At 40.2% G+C, this 17,379-nt stretch carries 16 protein-coding genes and 1 other annotated feature; of the genes, 7 read left to right on the top strand and 9 right to left on the bottom strand.

What is annotated here, in order from left to right; all coding sequences use genetic code 11:
• Positions 1-4 precede the first annotated feature (4 nt).
• Positions 5-1,393, bottom strand: a complete 1,389-nt coding sequence (locus tag PR808_RS06710) for an efflux transporter outer membrane subunit (protein WP_206084518.1) — start codon at positions 1,391-1,393, stop codon at positions 5-7.
• A gap of 153 nt (positions 1,394-1,546) precedes the next feature.
• Here PR808_RS06710 and PR808_RS06705 point away from each other — a divergent pair, with 153 nt between their 5' ends.
• The 4 genes from PR808_RS06705 to PR808_RS06690 all read left to right on the top strand — a co-directional run bounded on the left by PR808_RS06705 (position 1,547) and on the right by PR808_RS06690 (position 4,610).
• On the top strand, positions 1,547-2,230 hold the full coding sequence (locus tag PR808_RS06705) for a heavy metal response regulator transcription factor (RefSeq protein ID WP_272538970.1): 684 nt from the start codon (positions 1,547-1,549) through the stop codon (positions 2,228-2,230).
• On the top strand, positions 2,223-3,611 hold the full coding sequence (locus PR808_RS06700; RefSeq protein WP_272538969.1) for a Cu(+)/Ag(+) sensor histidine kinase: 1,389 nt from the start codon (positions 2,223-2,225) through the stop codon (positions 3,609-3,611). Before PR808_RS06705 ends, PR808_RS06700 begins: the two co-directional genes overlap by 8 nt.
• Positions 3,612-3,726: 115 nt before the next feature.
• On the top strand, positions 3,727-4,194 hold the full coding sequence (locus tag PR808_RS06695) for a hypothetical protein (RefSeq protein WP_272538968.1): 468 nt from the start codon (positions 3,727-3,729) through the stop codon (positions 4,192-4,194).
• A gap of 197 nt (positions 4,195-4,391) precedes the next feature.
• Positions 4,392-4,610, top strand: coding sequence for a hypothetical protein (locus PR808_RS06690; protein WP_272538967.1), 219 nt, complete (start codon positions 4,392-4,394; stop codon positions 4,608-4,610).
• Between the two features lie 150 nt (positions 4,611-4,760).
• Here the strand turns inward: PR808_RS06690 and thrC are convergent, their stop codons facing one another.
• The 4 genes from thrC to thrL all read right to left on the bottom strand — a co-directional run bounded on the left by thrC (position 4,761) and on the right by thrL (position 9,605).
• Positions 4,761-6,056, bottom strand: a complete 1,296-nt coding sequence (thrC, locus tag PR808_RS06685) for a threonine synthase (protein WP_206084513.1) — start codon at positions 6,054-6,056, stop codon at positions 4,761-4,763.
• 3 nt (positions 6,057-6,059) lie between these two features.
• Positions 6,060-6,989, bottom strand: coding sequence for a homoserine kinase (gene thrB / locus PR808_RS06680; RefSeq protein WP_206084512.1), 930 nt, complete (start codon positions 6,987-6,989; stop codon positions 6,060-6,062).
• Positions 6,990-6,992: 3 nt separating this feature from the next.
• Positions 6,993-9,452 carry a bifunctional aspartate kinase/homoserine dehydrogenase I gene (thrA, locus tag PR808_RS06675; protein ID WP_206084787.1) on the bottom strand — a complete coding sequence of 820 codons (2,460 nt, stop codon included), beginning with the start codon at positions 9,450-9,452 and terminating at the stop codon, positions 6,993-6,995.
• Between the two features lie 24 nt (positions 9,453-9,476).
• Positions 9,477-9,598 (bottom strand) — a sequence feature (Thr leader region).
• Positions 9,537-9,605: a thr operon leader peptide gene (gene thrL, locus PR808_RS20680; RefSeq protein WP_071548816.1), complete on the bottom strand. Its 69-nt coding sequence runs from the start codon at positions 9,603-9,605 to the stop codon at positions 9,537-9,539. Its footprint overlaps the feature before it by 62 nt.
• Before the next feature lie 1,057 nt (positions 9,606-10,662).
• On the opposite strand from thrL, the gene arcA reads away from it, so the two are divergent.
• On the top strand, positions 10,663-11,379 hold the full coding sequence (gene arcA, locus PR808_RS06670; protein WP_206084510.1) for a two-component system response regulator ArcA: 717 nt from the start codon (positions 10,663-10,665) through the stop codon (positions 11,377-11,379).
• Positions 11,380-11,450: 71 nt separating this feature from the next.
• On the opposite strand, the gene creA is transcribed toward arcA, so the two are convergent.
• Complete coding sequence (gene creA / locus PR808_RS06665) at positions 11,451-11,927, bottom strand: protein CreA (protein ID WP_206084509.1); 477 nt, start codon at positions 11,925-11,927, stop codon at positions 11,451-11,453.
• A gap of 179 nt (positions 11,928-12,106) precedes the next feature.
• Between creA and robA the strand changes: the two genes are divergently transcribed.
• Positions 12,107-13,021 (top strand): MDR efflux pump AcrAB transcriptional activator RobA, encoded by a 915-nt coding sequence (gene robA / locus PR808_RS06660; RefSeq protein WP_206084508.1) that lies wholly within the window; start codon positions 12,107-12,109, stop codon positions 13,019-13,021.
• A gap of 40 nt (positions 13,022-13,061) precedes the next feature.
• Here the strand turns inward: robA and gpmB are convergent, their stop codons facing one another.
• Complete coding sequence (gene gpmB / locus PR808_RS06655; RefSeq protein WP_206084507.1) at positions 13,062-13,709, bottom strand: 2,3-diphosphoglycerate-dependent phosphoglycerate mutase GpmB; 648 nt, start codon at positions 13,707-13,709, stop codon at positions 13,062-13,064.
• A gap of 52 nt (positions 13,710-13,761) precedes the next feature.
• On the opposite strand from gpmB, the gene yjjX reads away from it, so the two are divergent.
• Complete coding sequence (gene yjjX, locus PR808_RS06650) at positions 13,762-14,298, top strand: inosine/xanthosine triphosphatase (protein ID WP_047756997.1); 537 nt, start codon at positions 13,762-13,764, stop codon at positions 14,296-14,298.
• Positions 14,299-14,566: 268 nt separating this feature from the next.
• Here yjjX and trpR read toward each other — a convergent pair whose 3' ends face one another.
• Together trpR and sltY are read right to left on the bottom strand one after the other, a co-directional pair.
• Positions 14,567-14,884: a trp operon repressor gene (gene trpR, locus PR808_RS06645; RefSeq protein ID WP_272538966.1), complete on the bottom strand. Its 318-nt coding sequence runs from the start codon at positions 14,882-14,884 to the stop codon at positions 14,567-14,569.
• A 362-nt stretch (positions 14,885-15,246) separates the two neighbouring features.
• Entirely contained in the window at positions 15,247-17,160 is a 1,914-nt protein-coding gene (gene sltY / locus PR808_RS06640) for a murein transglycosylase (protein WP_272538965.1), read from the bottom strand.
• Positions 17,161-17,379: the final 219 nt, after the last annotated feature.

The following is a 17,379-nucleotide window of genomic DNA, read 5'->3' as shown; positions in this document are numbered from 1 at the left end:
ATCCTTATGATTTAATAAACCCACCACCTAGTGCAGAGAATAAAGTCACCTCATTCTTCTGCTGTTCGATTTTTAACTTCAGTAAATTTTGCTGCTCAGTAAATAAGCTTCTCTGTGCTTCAAGTACATCAAGGTAGCTAGCCCCCCCATGGCGGTAACTTGATTGTTTCTGTGTTAAGACACTCTGCAATGTATTGACGTACAGTACCTGCTCACTTAATTGCCTCTCCAAACTCGACTTAATAACCAACGCATCTTTCACTTCACGAAATGCTACTTGAATACTTTTTTCGTAGTTCACTATGGCTTTATTTTTACGAATATTTGCGAGCTCTAGATTTCGGCTATTTGTTCCCCCAGTAAAAATAGGTAAGGTGATTTTAGGAATAAAATTCCAAATACCATTAGAAGAATCAAATAAGCCAGATAACGAGTCGTTACTGTTAGCAACACCAGTATTGAAGGAAATCGACGGGAAAAAGGCGGCTCTTGCTACGCCAATATTGGCATTTTCAGAAATAATATTTTGCTCTGCTGCTATAATATCTGGGCGGCTTAATAGAATGTCAGACGATAAGGCTGAGGGGGCTGTAATCAACGGGTAATTAAGCTCAAAACCACCTTCTGGCATTTTGACTTGTTGAATATAGTCATTCGTTAAAAAATTCACTAAGTTTTCATTTCTGGCAATTTCGCGGTGAATGTTTTCGATATTGATCTCAATTGACTGAACTTGCCCTCTCGCTTGTTCTAAATCAGCCAATGTCGCTTTTCCCGCTGCCACTTTTTGTGCCACAATCGACTGGCTATTGAGGTAACTGGCTTTCGTCTCTTGTGCAATCAATAAGAGTTGCTGGTTATACGCCACATCTAGATAAGCCTCAGCGACCGTTTTAATGGTTAAAATTTGAGTCGCTCTGAGCATCTCTTCTGAGGCAATAAATTTGGCTCTATCGGCTTCAGTTAAGTTCCTTATTCGCCCAAAAAAATCCAATTCATAGCGAATATCTACGCCTGCATTATATTTTTTATCGAATACAGCGCCTTGCTGTAACCCTTGGCTATACTCGCTCCCCATTGAAGCATTCATCTGCGGATATTTTTCTGCACTGGCTAACCCAAAACGGGCTCGAGCTTCTTCGACATCCAATACCGCTAAATAAAGATCACTATTTTTTTCAAGCGCACGCTGAATAACCGCTTTTAGTTGCGAGTCTTGAATAAATGCTTGCCAGCTTGGTACTGAAAATGTTGATTTTTCACTTGAGGTGGGTGCACCGCTGTTTAATTGGTTCGGGATATTTAAATTTGGGCGTTGGTATTCAGGCGCTAATGAAACACAGCCACTTAAAATTAGGGCATTCGCTATCAATAATATTTTGGGAAAATACATGGTATAGCCATGCCTCTAGTGATTTAAATTAGCGTTATCGTAAAAAAAACCATCTGTTAGATTCATGACATGAAAATGACAAATTTGTCATTTTACATTTGTGGATTTCAATGCTTAGAATGAAGTCGTACAAATATTGTCGTTGAGGTGACTGTGAAATTACTGATTGTGGAAGATGAACATAAAACCAGAGAATATTTATCCAAAGGATTAACAGAATCTGGCTTTGTGGTTGATGCAATAGAGAATGGGATCACAGGCCTACATATGGCGACAACTGAAGCGTATGATTTAATTATTCTTGATGTGATGCTACCCGATATTAATGGTTGGGAAATTGCCAAAAATTTGCGAGCGATGGGAAAAAATGCCCCCATATTAATGCTAACAGCATTAGGTAATGTTGAGCATCGAGTAAAAGGGCTCGAATTGGGAGCCGATGATTATTTAATCAAACCTTTCGATTTTTCTGAATTACTAGCACGCGTTCGTACATTACTGCGCCGTGGTAATAATAGTATCCAAAAAACTCAATTTCATATTGCAGACCTTCATGTCGATTTAATAAAACGACGCGTTACTCGTGCCAACGATAAAATTAATTTAACCAGTAAAGAATTCGCGCTACTTGAATTTTTTGTTTTACACCAAGGTGAGGTTTTATCTCGCTCTTTGATTGCCTCAAAAGTGTGGGACATGAATTTTGACAGTGATACCAATGTCATTGATGTGGCGATTAAGCGTTTAAGATCAAAAATAGATCTCAATTACGAGCCAAAATTGATCCATACCATCAGAGGAATGGGATATTTACTAGAGATCCTAGAAAATGATTAAATTATTTAATACGCCTGTCTCTATCTTAACTCGACTCGTCATTTTGATCGGTGCGACACTATCACTGGCTTTATTATTATTTAGTTGGATCATGATCAACTCCGTTGTGTTACATTTTAAGCAACAGGACGAATACACCTTAAGCCAGATAAATTTAACCATTAGTAGCTTATTAAGTGAAAACTCAGATCCACAAAATGAACAATTTTCTCGTATACAAACTATTTTAAATGAGCACCAAGATATTGCTGTTTACCTTTCAGATAATCAGGGTAATACGTTAGTTTCCCCCAATACGAATAAAGAAATTATTAAAGCATTAAAAAACTATAATATTGAAAAAGATAACCACGACCAATATCTTGAAAATTACCGTATTGCTGAAAGTCATATTCAGGTTCGCGTGCCGAATGACACAAAAAAATATCGATTAGTAACCGCACTTTCTCTTAACTTTCATCATGATTACCTGAACTCCTTAATCAATAACTTAATCATTAGTGCTGTTTTACTCTGTTTATTAACAGTTATTATTGTCTATTTTCTCGTCATTAAAGGGCTTAAGCCCCTTAAAGAAGTCAGTGACAAAATTAAAAATGTCACGTCGGAAAATTTGAGCATTCGGTTAGACCCCACATCCGTACCAAAAGAATTAAAGCAGCTCACTGAATCATTTAACCAAATGATAGTGAAAATTGAGGATGTTTTTGTTCGGCAGACTAATTTTTCTGCCGATATCGCTCACGAGATGCGAACACCGATTACAAACTTAATGACAGAAACTCAAATTTCGCTAAATAAAAATCGGACAAAAGAGGAGCTTGTCGAAGTCCTTTATTCAAACCTAGAAGAATATAACCGACTTTCCAGAATGATATCCGATATGCTTTTTCTTGCTCAAGCAGATGATAATATGCTTATCCCTGAAAAAAAACTTATTCATATTAAAGCTGAGATTGAGTTAATTTTTGATTATTTTGAATATCTTGCTGAAGACAATGAAATAAAACTGAAGCTTATTGGAGATGCAGAACCAATTATGGCTGACAAAGATATGCTTAGAAGAGCTATCACAAATTTAATTTCAAATGCTATTCGTTATACGCCCAAGGGTGACTCTGTTAGTATTAATATATCCAATATAAAAAATGGTATTGAGCTTATTATAAGTAACCCTGGAGTTAAAATACCAGAAGAACACTTACCAAAACTTTTTGACCGTTTTTATCGAGTTGATAAGTCAAGACAACGAAAAAATGAAGGAAGCGGAATTGGCCTAGCAATTGTTAAATCAATTATTTTAGCGCACAAAGGATATATAACAGTCTCTTCAGATGATTATTCAACACGTTTCACTTTAATTTTGCCAAAAAATTTTTAATCCCAATAACGCTTAAATGGCATTTTTGTCATTTAAGCGTCAGCATGAAGACAGAAATGAAACCTTATTATAGTAACAAGAAAAGCAATTTAATTTAATTTAATAAGGATTTATTATGAAAAAGTTTGTCTTTGCCTTAACGCTTCTGGTATCAACAACTCAGGTTGCATTAGCCCAAACTAATGCTGAAATACATGAAAATGCGGCTACAGCACTAAGTTTCACCGAGAACAATACGGCTTATTCCAATCTAAAAGCGATTAATCGTCATTTAAACCAAGCTGGTATATCCACAAATAAAAACACTCGTTCTACCGAACCATTTTCGCAACTGGATAGTCATGAACAAGCCGCTATTGCTTTAAGTTTTACCCACAATAATACCTCAGCATCTATCTTGAATATGATTGAAAAACATCAAGAAAAATCAAAAAAATCGACCAAAAGTGAAACCTCAGTAGCAAAACTATTTAGTGATATGAATGAGCATGAAAAAGCCATTGCCATGCTAAACTTCAACAAAAACAGTTCATCTGAATCAATTCAAAAAGAAATACAGTTTCATTCCAATAGAATGAATTAGAGTATAATTAAAAGCCATATTAATATACAAGTATGGCTTATTCTTAATATATCAAATTATTAAAATTAATTTTTATTATTTAATTGACTAAATTAAATTTTATTACGTCATCTATTCTAGATTTGCTTTTAACCTGACCATAAATAAACTAGTCTTTTTTATGCAGTTCAATTTTAACTTTTAAAAAAGGAAATTATATGTATATAAAATCCACTCTATTCTCATTAATATTATTCCCTCTAGTATCTTCTGCCTTACCAATTTTTCCACCGATTCTAACTCCACCTATTATTTATCTACATTCAAATCAGACTCAAGCAACAAATGGAGATGATGGTGATGTTTGGGTAGAAGAAAAAAAAGGGGATGAGGGCGATGTCTGGGTTAACGACAATAAAGGCCATAAACATTCTTAAGTTATTAAGATATAACATTGCACTTAATTTATTCACCTGAGCAATAGTTATATAAACAAATGATAGTTATTTTTTGGCAATACTTACAAATAAAGTGGGATATTCTCTTTGTTTATCCCACTTTGTATTATTTTTACGAATGATTTCTAATTATGATTTAGGTGCAAGTTTCATCAAAAAGTGACGTAGCTGCGCAAAATCAGAGGGTAAGAAATGCGATAACAATGGCAAATCTGCACGCTCAGCTAATTCTTTCGGTAAAGGTATTTCCTTATTAAGGATTTCTTCAACACTTTCCTTAAACTTAGCAGGATGTGCCGTACCTAAAAATAGACCATATTCACCCGCTTGGAGTTGATCACGTAACACACGGTAAGCAACCGCCGCATGAGGTTCAGATAAATAGCCTTTTTTATCCAATTCACGAACGGTATCTTTTGTCACTTCATCATCAACTGCACCAAATCCAAGTTCTTTCAAAGACCAACCTTTGCGGCGGAAGAGTTCTTCAATACGTGGCCAGTTATTTGGCTGGCTCACATCCATCGCATTAGACAATGTTGCGACAGTTTGATGCGGTTTCCACTCACCTTCGACTAAATAACGTGGAACAGTGTCATTCACATTGGTTGCCGCAATAAAGCGTTTAACAGGTAAGCCCATGGATTTCGCCAATAAACCTGCCGTGAGATCGCCAAAGTTGCCGCTAGGAACCGAGATCACCAGTTGATCGCGTTTTTCTGCGGGGATCTGTGCAACCGCTTCAAAGTAATAGCAGATCTGCGCTAATAAGCGGCTGATATTGATCGAGTTCGCGGAGTTTAAAAATAACGCTTTTTTCAACTCTTCATCATCAAACGATTGTTTAACTAATGCTTGGCATGCATCGAAATCGTCTTTGATTGCCACCGTGTGAATATTTTCACCCAGCGTACAGAACAGTTTTTCTTGTAGCGGGCTAATTTTGCCTTCTGGGTAGAGGATCACGACTTGGACGTTATTTAAACGATAGAAAGCATGTGCCACTGCCGCACCTGTATCACCAGACGTTGCGGTTAAAATAGTCACAGGTTGCTCACCTGCAACTTGCCCCAGAGCCTGTGCCATAAAGCGCCCACCAAAGTCCTTAAATGCCAATGTTGGCCCGTGGTATAGCTCTAGGGTTGCCACGTCATCTTCCACTTTAGAAACAGGTGCAGGGAAAGTAAATGCCGTTTTAACACGCGCCGCAAGCTCTGCTTCTGGAATCTCATCACCAATAAATGCGCTCAGAATTTTACTACTGCGCGTAACGAAATCTAATTTTAATAATTCGTCGATTTCTGCTGTGCTAAATTCTGGCAAATCTTGTGGAAAAAATAGGCCTTGTTGCTTGCCTAAACCTTGCTTGACGGCTTGCGCAAAGCTGACTTGTTCGTTGTTATCTTTTAAATTATACAGTTTCATTGTTTACCCTATTGTCCTTGCCCCGGCGAGATCCAAACGGCAGATATGCACAAAGCCTTCATCATTCTGAATATAATGTTGTTGCAAATACGTGGCCATTTTTTCGGCGATGAGTTTGTCATCACAAATAGCAAATAATGTTGGCCCTGAGCCAGAGATCCCGCAAGCTAATGCGCCAATTTCTTTAGCATTTTGACGAGCCTCAGCAAAGCCAGGCAGCAATTGTGTACGGTATGGCTCTGCGACAACATCTTGGATCATCGTCGCCGCCAATAATGGCTGGTGAGTATGACAAGCGTGAATAAAGCCCGAGAGATAACGCCCATGATTAACGATATCATGACGCGGATAGCTGTTTGGTAAGATAGCACGCGCTTCAGCTGTCGAGACTTTAATTCCTGGATACGCCATTACCCAATACCAATTTTCAAATGCTGGTACAGGTTGTGAAATAATACCATTTTGCTCAATAATCAGCTGTAATCCGCCAAGGAAACACGGTGCGACGTTATCGTAATGCACGCTACCTGAAATACGCCCTTCCAATTCTCCCATCATGCCAAGCAGCTGAGTGTCATCGAACGGCTTTTGCGCAAATTCATTCAGCGCCATCAGTGCAGCAACAACAGAACATGCGCTCGAACCTAAGCCAGAGCCAATTGGCATGTTTTTCTCCAGCGTCATTGCCACATTCAAGGTTTTCCCCAAACGCTCACAAAACAGCTGCCAACATTGGTAAACGATATTGTGCTCGTTTTTCTTTGGTAGCTTAGAAACAAATTTGCCTTTATTGGTTAACGAAAACGTCTCTGCCGCTTCGACAGTCACACAATCGCCTAATAATGAGCCGTCAGCGGGTGAAACCGCCGCCCCAAGGACATCAAACCCGACACTAACATTACCAATTGAAGCGGGTGCATAAACTTTAATCACTTATTAAACTCCCAATTTCCATGACAGAGTACGTAACATATCTGCAAATACACCCGCTGCTGTAACATCATTACCCGCACCATAACCTCTTAATACTAAAGGAATTGGTTGGTAATAGCGTGTATAGAAAGCCAATGCGTTTTCGCCATTTTTGACTTTAAAGAGCGGGTCATTACCATCCACTGCAACAATCTTAACTTGGCAGCGCCCTTCTTCTATCAATCCAACATAGCGTAACACTTTTTGTTCTGCTTCAGCGGCTTTTATGCGTTCAGCAAATTGAGCATCGAGTTGCGGTAAACGTGCCATAAACTCAGGAACTGGGCCTGAGCTGTCAAAATCAGCTGGGAGAACGGCTTCAATTTCAATATCTTGTAACTCTAATTTATAACCTGCTTCACGGGCTAAAATTAATAATTTACGCGCAACATCCATCCCTGATAAATCATCACGAGGATCTGGCTCAGTAAAGCCTTTTTCTTTCGCCAAGGTTGTTGCTTCAGATAATGACATCCCTTCATCTAACTTACCGAAAATAAAGGATAATGAACCTGATAAGATACCGCTAAAGTGCACCAGTTCATCACCTGCATTCAATAAATTTTGCAGGTTTTCGATAACAGGCAGACCCGCTCCCACATTTGTATCATATAAAAACTTACGCTTTGACGTTTCACTTGCGGTACGTAATTGGTGGTAATAATCCATGGATAACGTGTTTGCTTTCTTGTTCGGTGTCACCACGTTAAAACCATCTTTTAAGAAGTTCACATATTGTTCAGCAATTTCTTGGTTAGAGGTGCAATCGATGATCACTGGGTTTAAGAAATGATATTCACGTTCTAAACGGATCAAACGACTTAAACTAAACGGTTCTTTTGCTTGTGCTAATTCTGCTTTCCAATTATCCAGATCAATGCCCTGCATATTGGTCAACATTGCGCGCGAATTAGCAATACCGCACACACGCAGGTCGATGTGTTTTTGCTTCAACCATTGCTGTTGGCGATGAATTTGTTCAATCAATGCATTACCCACACCGCCGACACCAACGATGAATGCTTCAATCACTTGTTCTGCATTAAACAGCATTTGGTGACAGAGGCGAACCGCCGTTGTCGCTGACTCATTTGCAATCACAGCAGAAATAGAGCGCTCAGACGAACCTTGGGCGATTGCCACTATGTTGATATTACCGCGGGTCAATGCCGAGAAGAAACGCGCAGAGATGCCTTTTAATGTGCGCATACCATCACCAACAACGGAGATGATAGCCAGTTGCTCCATCACATCCAGCGGGTCTAATACGCCATCTTTAAGTTCTAGATAGAACTCTTCTTCAAGAGCTGTACGTGCACGCTGCAATTCTCCTTGAGGCACACAGAAGCTAATACTGTATTCAGACGACGATTGAGTGATTAGCACGACAGAGATCCCCTTACGAGACATCACTGAGAAAATACGTGCAGCCATCCCTACCATCCCTTTCATTCCAGGCCCTGAAACGTTGATCATCGCCATATTGTTCAGGTTAGTAATGCCTTTTACTGGTGTGCTATCATCTGTTTGACCGTCACCAATTAGGGTGCCTGGAGCGCTTAAGTTAGTGGTGTTTTTGATTAGGCAAGGGATTTGGAACTGGGCAATTGGGGCAATTGTTCGAGGATGAAGAACTTTAGCACCGAAATAAGAAAGCTCCATGGCTTCTTGATACGACATCCCTTTCAATAAACGGGCGTCAGGTACAAGACGTGGGTCACAGGTATAAACACCATCAACATCAGTCCAGATTTCACAACAATCTGCGCGTAGACAGGCAGCTAATACGGCTGCTGAGTAGTCAGAACCGTTACGCCCTAAAACGACTAACTCCCCTTTTTCATTACCTGCGGTGAATCCAGCCATTAACACAAAGTGGTCTTTGGGAATATTTAGATCAGCTATACGCTTTGTTGACTCATTAATATCAACTGTAGACTCGAGGTAGTGCCCCTTGGCTAATAAACTTTCGACAGGATTGATTACCGTGACGTTATGACCCCGAGCTTTTAAAACGGACTCCATAATGGCAATTGACAGTTTTTCACCACGACAAATAATTGATGCGTTAATGCTATCAGGACATTGGCCTAGAAGAGTAATACCATGCAGTACTTGTTTAATTTGCGCGAATTCTTGTTCAGTGAGTTTTTTCAACCTGTCATATTCAAAACCAGGCTGTTTTTCTTTCAATCCTTTTAACAAGCTAGCAAAAATCATTTCGGCATCATTCACATGCGTGATGACATCCTGACCTGCAACCGTTTTATCAATCATTGCAACGAGATGGTTTGTGATTTTTGCTGGTGCTGACAACACCAGAGCCACTTGCCCATCTGCTAATTTACTTTCAGCAATGTCAGCAACATTCAGTACTCGTTCATCATTCGCAACCGAAGTACCGCCAAATTTAAGCACACGCATGGTATTTCTCTCCTGAATTAACACCAAAAAAAAGCCCGCATCTGGTAGGGATGCGGGCTTTTTCATTTTTATTTTTTGGATGCGTCAGCCCGCCCCGTTTCCTGTGGTTACGGTGGTGGTGGTAATAATAATAGTCAGGCTGATATTACGCATAAATTCTGTCTGTCTCATTTGATTCATTAGGTTTCTCCCTATACGGTTAAAGCAATTGCTATAAATTGTCAAATTTATTTGTAAAAACATATGGCTAAAATTGCTTTTTTTTGATTAAAAACTATCTACAAAAAGAGCTAAACCTTGAATAAAAACAGAGTGAATACAAAAAATGCAGTTTTTAACACCATAAAATATTAAATTTTAAGTTTAATATCTTTTTGAAAATTTTAATTCAAATCAGGTCATTAAATAACCAAAAATAACAAGTATTCTGGCTTTACTGTGAGCGATGTACATCTCTAAAAACAAAAAATTCATTGTTATTTTGATTTTTTCTTCTCAAGTAAAATCACCTATCCAAAACTAAGTTTTTTTACTTAGTATTATGATTTTATTGGTATCTACCCAACAACAACACTGAGTAATATGTTTCTTAATTGTAAAAAAAAACCAATTAATTAAAATAAAATAGAGAACTTTCCAAACTAAACACCACAAAACCCCAAGATAGATGTTTTTATTTTATCTTCCCGCTATCACTGATTCTCCAAAGAGGCTTTCTGGCAATACAAATAACCCTCTAGAATTCGAACTAGGTCACAAATTGAGCATTAATAGTCATGGTATATTTAGCCGGCTAAAAACTTATTGCTTTAATATCAATCCCAAACAGGAATCCCTCTCATTAGCTCCTGCAATTTTAAGCTCCTATCTGATATCTAAACCACAAGTTAATTTATATAATTATCTACCTAACAATTTTTGTTAACGTGCTACAATTGATTTTGATATGTATCAACAAAAGTTAGTTTTTTAGGTGGTAAATGCAGTATTAGCTGTTATATTGCTGTTAACAGCCCAATATTGGGAGAGTGCTTATATTTTGATTCACTTTTAGAGTCAATTGCTAGAAACGGCAACATAAAGTCACTGTTGAATTTCAAAACAAATTTATACTCATAAACGTGTTTTCCCAGAGAACAATATCAATAACCACCTAACTGGAAACGGCTTGTGAGTTCAGTATTTTTATTTTAATACTTAGGTAGCAACTATGCAGACCCCACACATTTTGATTGTTGAAGATGAGATTGTCACACGCAATACGCTGAAAAGTATCTTTGAAGCGGAAGGCTATGTGGTCCATGAGGCAACTGATGGCGAAGAGATGAACAATATCCTCTCTGAGCATGACATCAATTTAGTCATCATGGATATTAACTTACCAGGTAAAAACGGTTTATTATTGGCACGTGAGTTGCGTGAGCAAGAAAGCATCGCTTTAATGTTCCTAACAGGCCGTGATAACGAAGTCGATAAAATCCTTGGCCTCGAAATTGGCGCTGATGATTATATCACCAAACCATTTAACCCACGTGAACTGACCATTCGTGCGCGTAATTTATTATCTCGTACCATGAATTTAGCAGGTGGCACTGAAGAACGCCGTCTTGTTGAAAGTTATAAATTCAATGGTTGGGAATTGGACATTAACAGCCGTTCATTAGTCAGCCCAGCAGGTGAACACTACAAATTACCACGTAGTGAGTTCCGTGCGATGCTGCATTTCTGTGAGAATCCGGGCAAAATTCAAACCCGTGCTGATTTACTGAAGAAAATGACTGGTCGTGAATTAAAACCACACGACAGAACGGTTGACGTAACTATCCGTCGTATCCGTAAACACTTTGAATCGACACCAGACACGCCAGAAATCATCGCGACTATTCACGGTGAAGGCTATCGTTTCTGTGGTGATTTAGACGAATAATTAGCTCTCTATTTTTCGATGTAAAAAAGCACCTGAAAAGGTGCTTTTTTGTGTTTATCGCTCGCTCAGCATCACCAAGGCATAATCGGCACAGCACTTAAGGCATTTTTCGGGGAACCGTCGATCATTTTATCTGAGTAAGTTAAATAAATTAGTGCATTCCGTTTTGGATCATAAAAACGCACCACTTGCAGCTTCTTGAAAACTAACGACGTTCTTTTCTGGAAAACAACCTGACCTTTTGTTGGCTTGCGTTTTACACGGTCGCTCAGCTCAATAGGGCCAACTTGTTGGCAGGAAATTGCTGCATCTGAAGTATCTTCCGCTAACCCCAACCCGCCCTTGATCCCACCCGTTTTTGAACGACTCAAATAGCATGTGACATTTTCAACATCAGGGTCATCAAAGGCTTCAACAACAATTTTATGGTCTGGCCCAAAAATTTTAAACACAGTATCCACTGAACCAACTTCTTCAGCGAGCGCTGAACCAGACGCCACCGCTAATAATGACGCAAATACAACCTTTTTTAATGTGGAAAAACGCATACTGGGTTTCCTATTCAATTTAAACCAATAAAACACCGTTACAGAGTTAATTATTCACTTTTCTAACTAATTCTCAAATACAACTCATTTACTATAAACGAAAAAGATAACTTGATATAGAATAGCAATTCATTGATAGATTATATCTGTTCGATAAGTCGCATTGGCTGGGGATATACATGGATCAAACTAATATTATTCGCGACTTGCTTCGCTGGATAGATGATAACCTCGATAAACCGCTTTCGCTGGATAATGTCGCTGCAAAAGCAGGCTACTCTAAGTGGCACTTGCAACGTATGTTTAAAGAGGTCACTGACCAAGCGATTGGCGCTTATATTCGAGCCAGAAGGCTTTCTCGTGCGGCTGTAGCACTACGTTTAACCAGCCGACCAATTTTAGATATTGCTCTGCAATATCGCTTTGACTCGCAACAAACATTTACGCGCGCCTTTAAAAAGCAGTTTAACCTAACGCCCGCTTTTTATCGCCGCAGTGAAGAATGGTGCGCCGCGGGTATTTGCCCGCCAATTATTTTAGATAACCACGTCAATATTGATCATGAGTTTATGCAAATGCCTGAGCTGTCACTGGTTGGCTTAGAACAAAGCTGTTCATATGCTCTCGAAGAATGGTCAACTGCGTGTTCGAAAATGCGCCAATCGTTCTGGCACTACTATTTGGATAACACTACAACTATTGCCTCTGAGGTTTTTGGCTTGCATCATGCGATCCATAATCCCGAAAAAGAGGATGAGCAGACGGTGTTTTATACCACGGCTGTAAAACCAGAAGATGCGAGTTTCAATACGGATCAATACTCGAATATCACCCTACCGAGTGGAAATTACGTCAAATTTTCATTTAGTGGTGTGCCAACTCGTGATGCACTACAAGAGTTTCTGTATCAAATCTACGGTGTTTATTTACCAAAACTTAATTTAACCCGTCGACCAGGTTATGATATCGAACACTATCGATTAAAAAACATAGAGCTACATAACATAAAACCTGACAGTGATGACCCCAAAACGCACATCGATACGTTTGACTATTATGTCCCTATCAAAACGGATGTTGCTGCAGCAGCTTAAACAAAAGGCGTTTCACCGTTGAAACGCCTTTTTTCTATCACTATCCCTGCTGTTCATCCAACGCGGGTTGCGTAAGATGAGTAACTTCCCCTGCCGTTTCAACAATCCAACCACTCGCTAACCAAGGGCTGTTTTGGTAATCCACGCGAGATAACGAGCAATTACGTAAACGTAAACGACGCTCTGAGTATGCAGGAACCCCCATGATACGGCTAATTAATGAACTCAATGCAATACCGTGACTCACTAATAATGGACGACTACCTTCGGGTAAATCTAAGCAGCTATTCAACGCGGCAAACATACGAGTGTAGAGTTCCTCCATGGATTCACCATTCGGGATACGTCCACCACGAGTGCCATCAATCAAACTTTTGCGCCATTGTTCTTCTTCTGCCGTCAATGATTCAATCGCTCTTTGCTCTAACACGCCCATATTTAGTTCACGTAGACGCGGTTCTGTGATAATTTCACATCCGCATACACTTGCAATGATTTGTGCAGTTTCTAGTGTGCGCCCCATATCACTAGTGATAATATGGGTAATGCCTTCTGATTTTATCCTTTCAGCCACCTGCTTTGCTTGCAATCGTCCTGTGGCTGTCAGAGGGCTATCAGATTGTCCCTGGATGCGACGAGCCAAATTCCATTCAGTTTCGCCATGGCGAACAAGATAAACCTGTAACATAGATGTGTTCCGTTATTACTTTTCGAAGTATGTGTTCAAAGGAAAATAATGAATGTACCAAGTTATAGCTGCAACGACTAACCCTGCCAAAATTAAAGCGATCAATCTAGCTTTCGATGCTGTATTTGGGCCTGGCAGTTATCAAATTGAAGATATTAATGTCGATAGCAGTGTTCCACAGCAACCTATCGGTAATAATGAAACCCGTACAGGTGCTAGACAACGCGTGATGGCTTCAAGACAAGTTCGCCCTGAAGCCGACTTTTGGGTCGGTATTGAAGCGGGTATTGATGATGACATGACTTTCGCTTGGATTGTCATTGAACACAAACAAATTCGCGGTGAGTCTCGCTCTGCAAGTATTATGATCCCAGAAAAAATTCTGGCAGGTATTCGCGAAGGTCGTGAACTTGGCGATGAAATGGCCTTTTTGACGGGTATCGATAATATCAAACAACAAGGTGGTGCCATCGGTTTTTTCACTGACGGTGTATTAACCCGCACCAGTGTTTACCAACAAGCCTTGATACTGGCTTTGGTTCCCATTAAGCATGAAATTTATAAAGAGCTAAACCAAGTCGAAGACTAATTATACTCAAAATAATTAAAATTGCATGTAGGCAAAAGCACCACTTTTATACACACTAAAGTATGGGAAACCATACTTTTTTTATGTGTATTCATTCGAAGCATGACAAATAGGATATTCTAATTTGAAGCATAACGAATATGGATATTCTAAATAATTCGTGCGGTGACTAGGCGACCAGCGAGGATAGCTTGGGGAGCATACATAAGTATGTGACCCAAGTAGCCGAGAGCAGTCAACAACGTCATCGTGCGAAGTATAACGAATATCAGAGGAGTTGCTGCTCTAACCATTCCTTCACTGGAATAGGCGCTGACTTTAAACTATTTGACCCACGTGTAATCGTCGCTATTCCAACTCCGAGCTCATTTTTCAGTTCTCGTTGGCTCATTTCGCCACGCATCAGTTCTTGCACGATCCTTACCCGAGTTGCTAAAGCTGTTCGTTCATCTGGAGTAAGCAGTAATTGCAGAACTGGCAATTGAATATCTTGTTCAAATGCCAATTGAAGTAAATTCACAAAGCGCAGCCAGTCAGCGTTCTCATCGGCCGTTAGCGCCGGATCATTGTGTTGATTTGCTGTCATCGTTTATCCATCCATACTATTTAACTAGTACAAATGATAACACACTCTGATTAGAAATCATCAACCAACCAAACAAAAAAAAAGCGAATTTCATTTAGTTACTGCATTAATACGCTAAATAATTTGAGTTGTGACTAGGCGACCAGCGAGGATAGCTCGAGGAGCATACAAAAGTATGTGGCTAGGCTAACACATGAAGCCAACCCCCTATCATTCGAAATATGACAAGTCTTAATACTCAAAATAGTTCGGATTGTAGGTAGGCGGCAAAATGTGTTAGGCCCTAGGAGCATACAAAAGTATGTGACTAGGGCTAACACATGAAGCCAACACCCCTACAATTCGAAATATGAAGAGTATTTTTAGTATTTCATATTCCATTCGTTAGGCATAAGAACCTTACTATTCTTTTGCCCCATAAAATGGCGATAAAATAAATCATACGACAGCACATTTTTCACGTACCCGCGAGTTTCCGAGAATGGAATACTTTCAACAAATGCCACGGCATCGATGCGACCACCGCTGTTTCCTAGCCAACGTGTCACTCGTGATGGGCCTGCGTTATAGGCTGCACTGGCTAAGATACGGTTGTTACCAAATTGCTGATACACATCTTCCAGATAAGCCGTCCCCAGCTCGATGTTCATCGTTGGGTTAGTTAGCTGGCTAGTATTCACATAATCAATGCCTTGCTTCTGTGCCGTATGTTTTGCGGTTGCTGGCATTAACTGCATCAAACCTGTCGCACCAACAGGCGAACGTGCTTGCGGGTTCCAAGCACTTTCTTGGCGGGCGATCGCCATCGCATAACTTTTTTGTATGTCTTTTGATTTGGTATACAGATTAAATTCTTTATCCCACGCCAATGGGAAGCGCTCTTCAAGGTGATCCCACAGTTTTGCCGTGATCGTCGCTTGCACGCTGAGATCTGCCCATTTATTATCGAACGCATAACGTGCCAACTGTTCTTGTTGATTAGCTGGGCGGGATGCCACCAAGCTTGCCCATTCTGAGCGCGCTAAATTATCCATTTCCCAATACATTAGCTCTCGCACACGTTGGACTTCAGGGAGCTGGCTGATGCTCGCATCAGGCTTCACCGCGCTTTTGACTAACACAGGGTAATCAATCTCTAACACTTGTGCGGCAACCATCGGGTAGAAACCACGTTTTTCAGTTAGCTGGCGAAGCAGCGTTTCGCCTTCCGCTTTTTTCCCTGCATCAATTAGCGTAATCGCCTGCCAATATTGCCATTCTTCTTTGTTTTTCACTTCCGCTGGAAGCTGCCTTAACCATGAAGCGACACCCATTTTATCCCCTTGCCCTAACGCAAGACGAACACGGCGCTCTTTTAACGAAGCTGAATTCGTTTCCTGAATAGTTTCATCACGCCACTGTGCTTGTTCAGGAGTCACATCCCCCATGTACTGCCATGCAATGCTGTCTTTTAGCTGCTGGCTTTCAGCCATATTCATTTTTTGCGCAGAGCTTACGCTGCTTAATACGGAGCGAGCAGCATCTGGCGATTGGCGAGCATAACGGTTAAATGCCGCAATGGTTGCTTGGCGAGTAAAATCCGTTGGGGTGACAGTGTTTGCAAACGAAACCACCGAAGCTGGCTCATTTTGCAATTTAATCAACGCATCACCAATGGTTTTATAACTCGGTGGTAGACGTTTTGCTAAATAACTGGCAATCGATGGGTTCCCTTCTTTAATCGCCAGATTAATACGCTCCAGCACCATTTCAGCACTTAAATAGCCTGCTTTTTCCCATTCGTTAAATAGTTTATCGCAGGCCGCGGGCATTGAATGGCCATTTAACCACGCTTTTTCAGCGCCTTGCCAAGCCACTTGTTTGTTCCCAACCGCCCAGTTAGCAAAATAAAAATTACATTGTGCTTCGGCAGGTTTTGGTGCCTCAGGACTAAATTCAAGCAATGATTTCCACTCTTGGCGACGGGCAAGTTCATTGACAAAACGCGTTTTTAAATTCTTAGCAACAGGTAGCGTTGGATAGGCATTAATAAACTCTTGAACTTGACGAGGTGAAACAATATCAAGATCTTGCGTCAACTCACGGTAAGCCAAATAGGGATAAAGAGGATAATCATGCAACGTCGGCAATAAGCGCTCCACTTCATCCATTTTATTTGCATCCCAAGCGGTTTTAATCGCTTGATACCGCTCCCGCTGTGACTGTAGGGAATCTGCCCATACGGTGCTAGAAACCAGCATCATTGTTACTGGAACTGCCGCTAACCAACGTTTCATATCCTCTCGCTCCATCGCTAAACTAAAGTCAAAATACAGGAGAAACCTTAACCTATATATACCCCAAATAATTCGAGTTGCAGGTAGGCGACAAGCGAAGATAGGCGAGGAGCATAGATAAACTATGTGACTCTGCTAACTGAGCGCTGTCACTTATACCTCAACGAAAAGCGCTGCAACTTGTAGGATTACGGGTATATTAAACATATATCAATACTG

Source organism: Providencia sp. PROV197 (assembly GCF_028479625.1).
Lineage (GTDB): Bacteria > Pseudomonadota > Gammaproteobacteria > Enterobacterales > Enterobacteriaceae > Providencia > Providencia vermicola.
This window is presented reverse-complemented; position numbering and strand designations above follow the sequence as displayed.

What these genes read in the sequence shown, in the direction of transcription:
- PR808_RS06700 (WP_272538969.1), top strand. Translation starts at nt 2,223, where the DNA reads ATGATTAAATTATTTAATACGCCTGTCTCTATCTTAACTCGACTCGTC.
- gpmB (WP_206084507.1), bottom strand. Translation starts at nt 13,709, where the DNA reads ATGTTACAGGTTTATCTTGTTCGCCATGGCGAAACTGAATGGAATTTG.
- thrC (WP_206084513.1), bottom strand. Translation starts at nt 6,056, where the DNA reads ATGAAACTGTATAATTTAAAAGATAACAACGAACAAGTCAGCTTTGCG.
- PR808_RS06710 (WP_206084518.1), bottom strand. Translation starts at nt 1,393, where the DNA reads ATGTATTTTCCCAAAATATTATTGATAGCGAATGCCCTAATTTTAAGT.
- arcA (WP_206084510.1), top strand. Translation starts at nt 10,663, where the DNA reads ATGCAGACCCCACACATTTTGATTGTTGAAGATGAGATTGTCACACGC.
- trpR (WP_272538966.1), bottom strand. Translation starts at nt 14,884, where the DNA reads ATGACAGCAAATCAACACAATGATCCGGCGCTAACGGCCGATGAGAAC.
- creA (WP_206084509.1), bottom strand. Translation starts at nt 11,927, where the DNA reads ATGCGTTTTTCCACATTAAAAAAGGTTGTATTTGCGTCATTATTAGCG.
- yjjX (WP_047756997.1), top strand. Translation starts at nt 13,762, where the DNA reads ATGTACCAAGTTATAGCTGCAACGACTAACCCTGCCAAAATTAAAGCG.
- PR808_RS06690 (WP_272538967.1), top strand. Translation starts at nt 4,392, where the DNA reads ATGTATATAAAATCCACTCTATTCTCATTAATATTATTCCCTCTAGTA.
- robA (WP_206084508.1), top strand. Translation starts at nt 12,107, where the DNA reads ATGGATCAAACTAATATTATTCGCGACTTGCTTCGCTGGATAGATGAT.
- PR808_RS06695 (WP_272538968.1), top strand. Translation starts at nt 3,727, where the DNA reads ATGAAAAAGTTTGTCTTTGCCTTAACGCTTCTGGTATCAACAACTCAG.
- sltY (WP_272538965.1), bottom strand. Translation starts at nt 17,160, where the DNA reads ATGAAACGTTGGTTAGCGGCAGTTCCAGTAACAATGATGCTGGTTTCT.
- thrA (WP_206084787.1), bottom strand. Translation starts at nt 9,452, where the DNA reads ATGCGTGTGCTTAAATTTGGCGGTACTTCGGTTGCGAATGATGAACGA.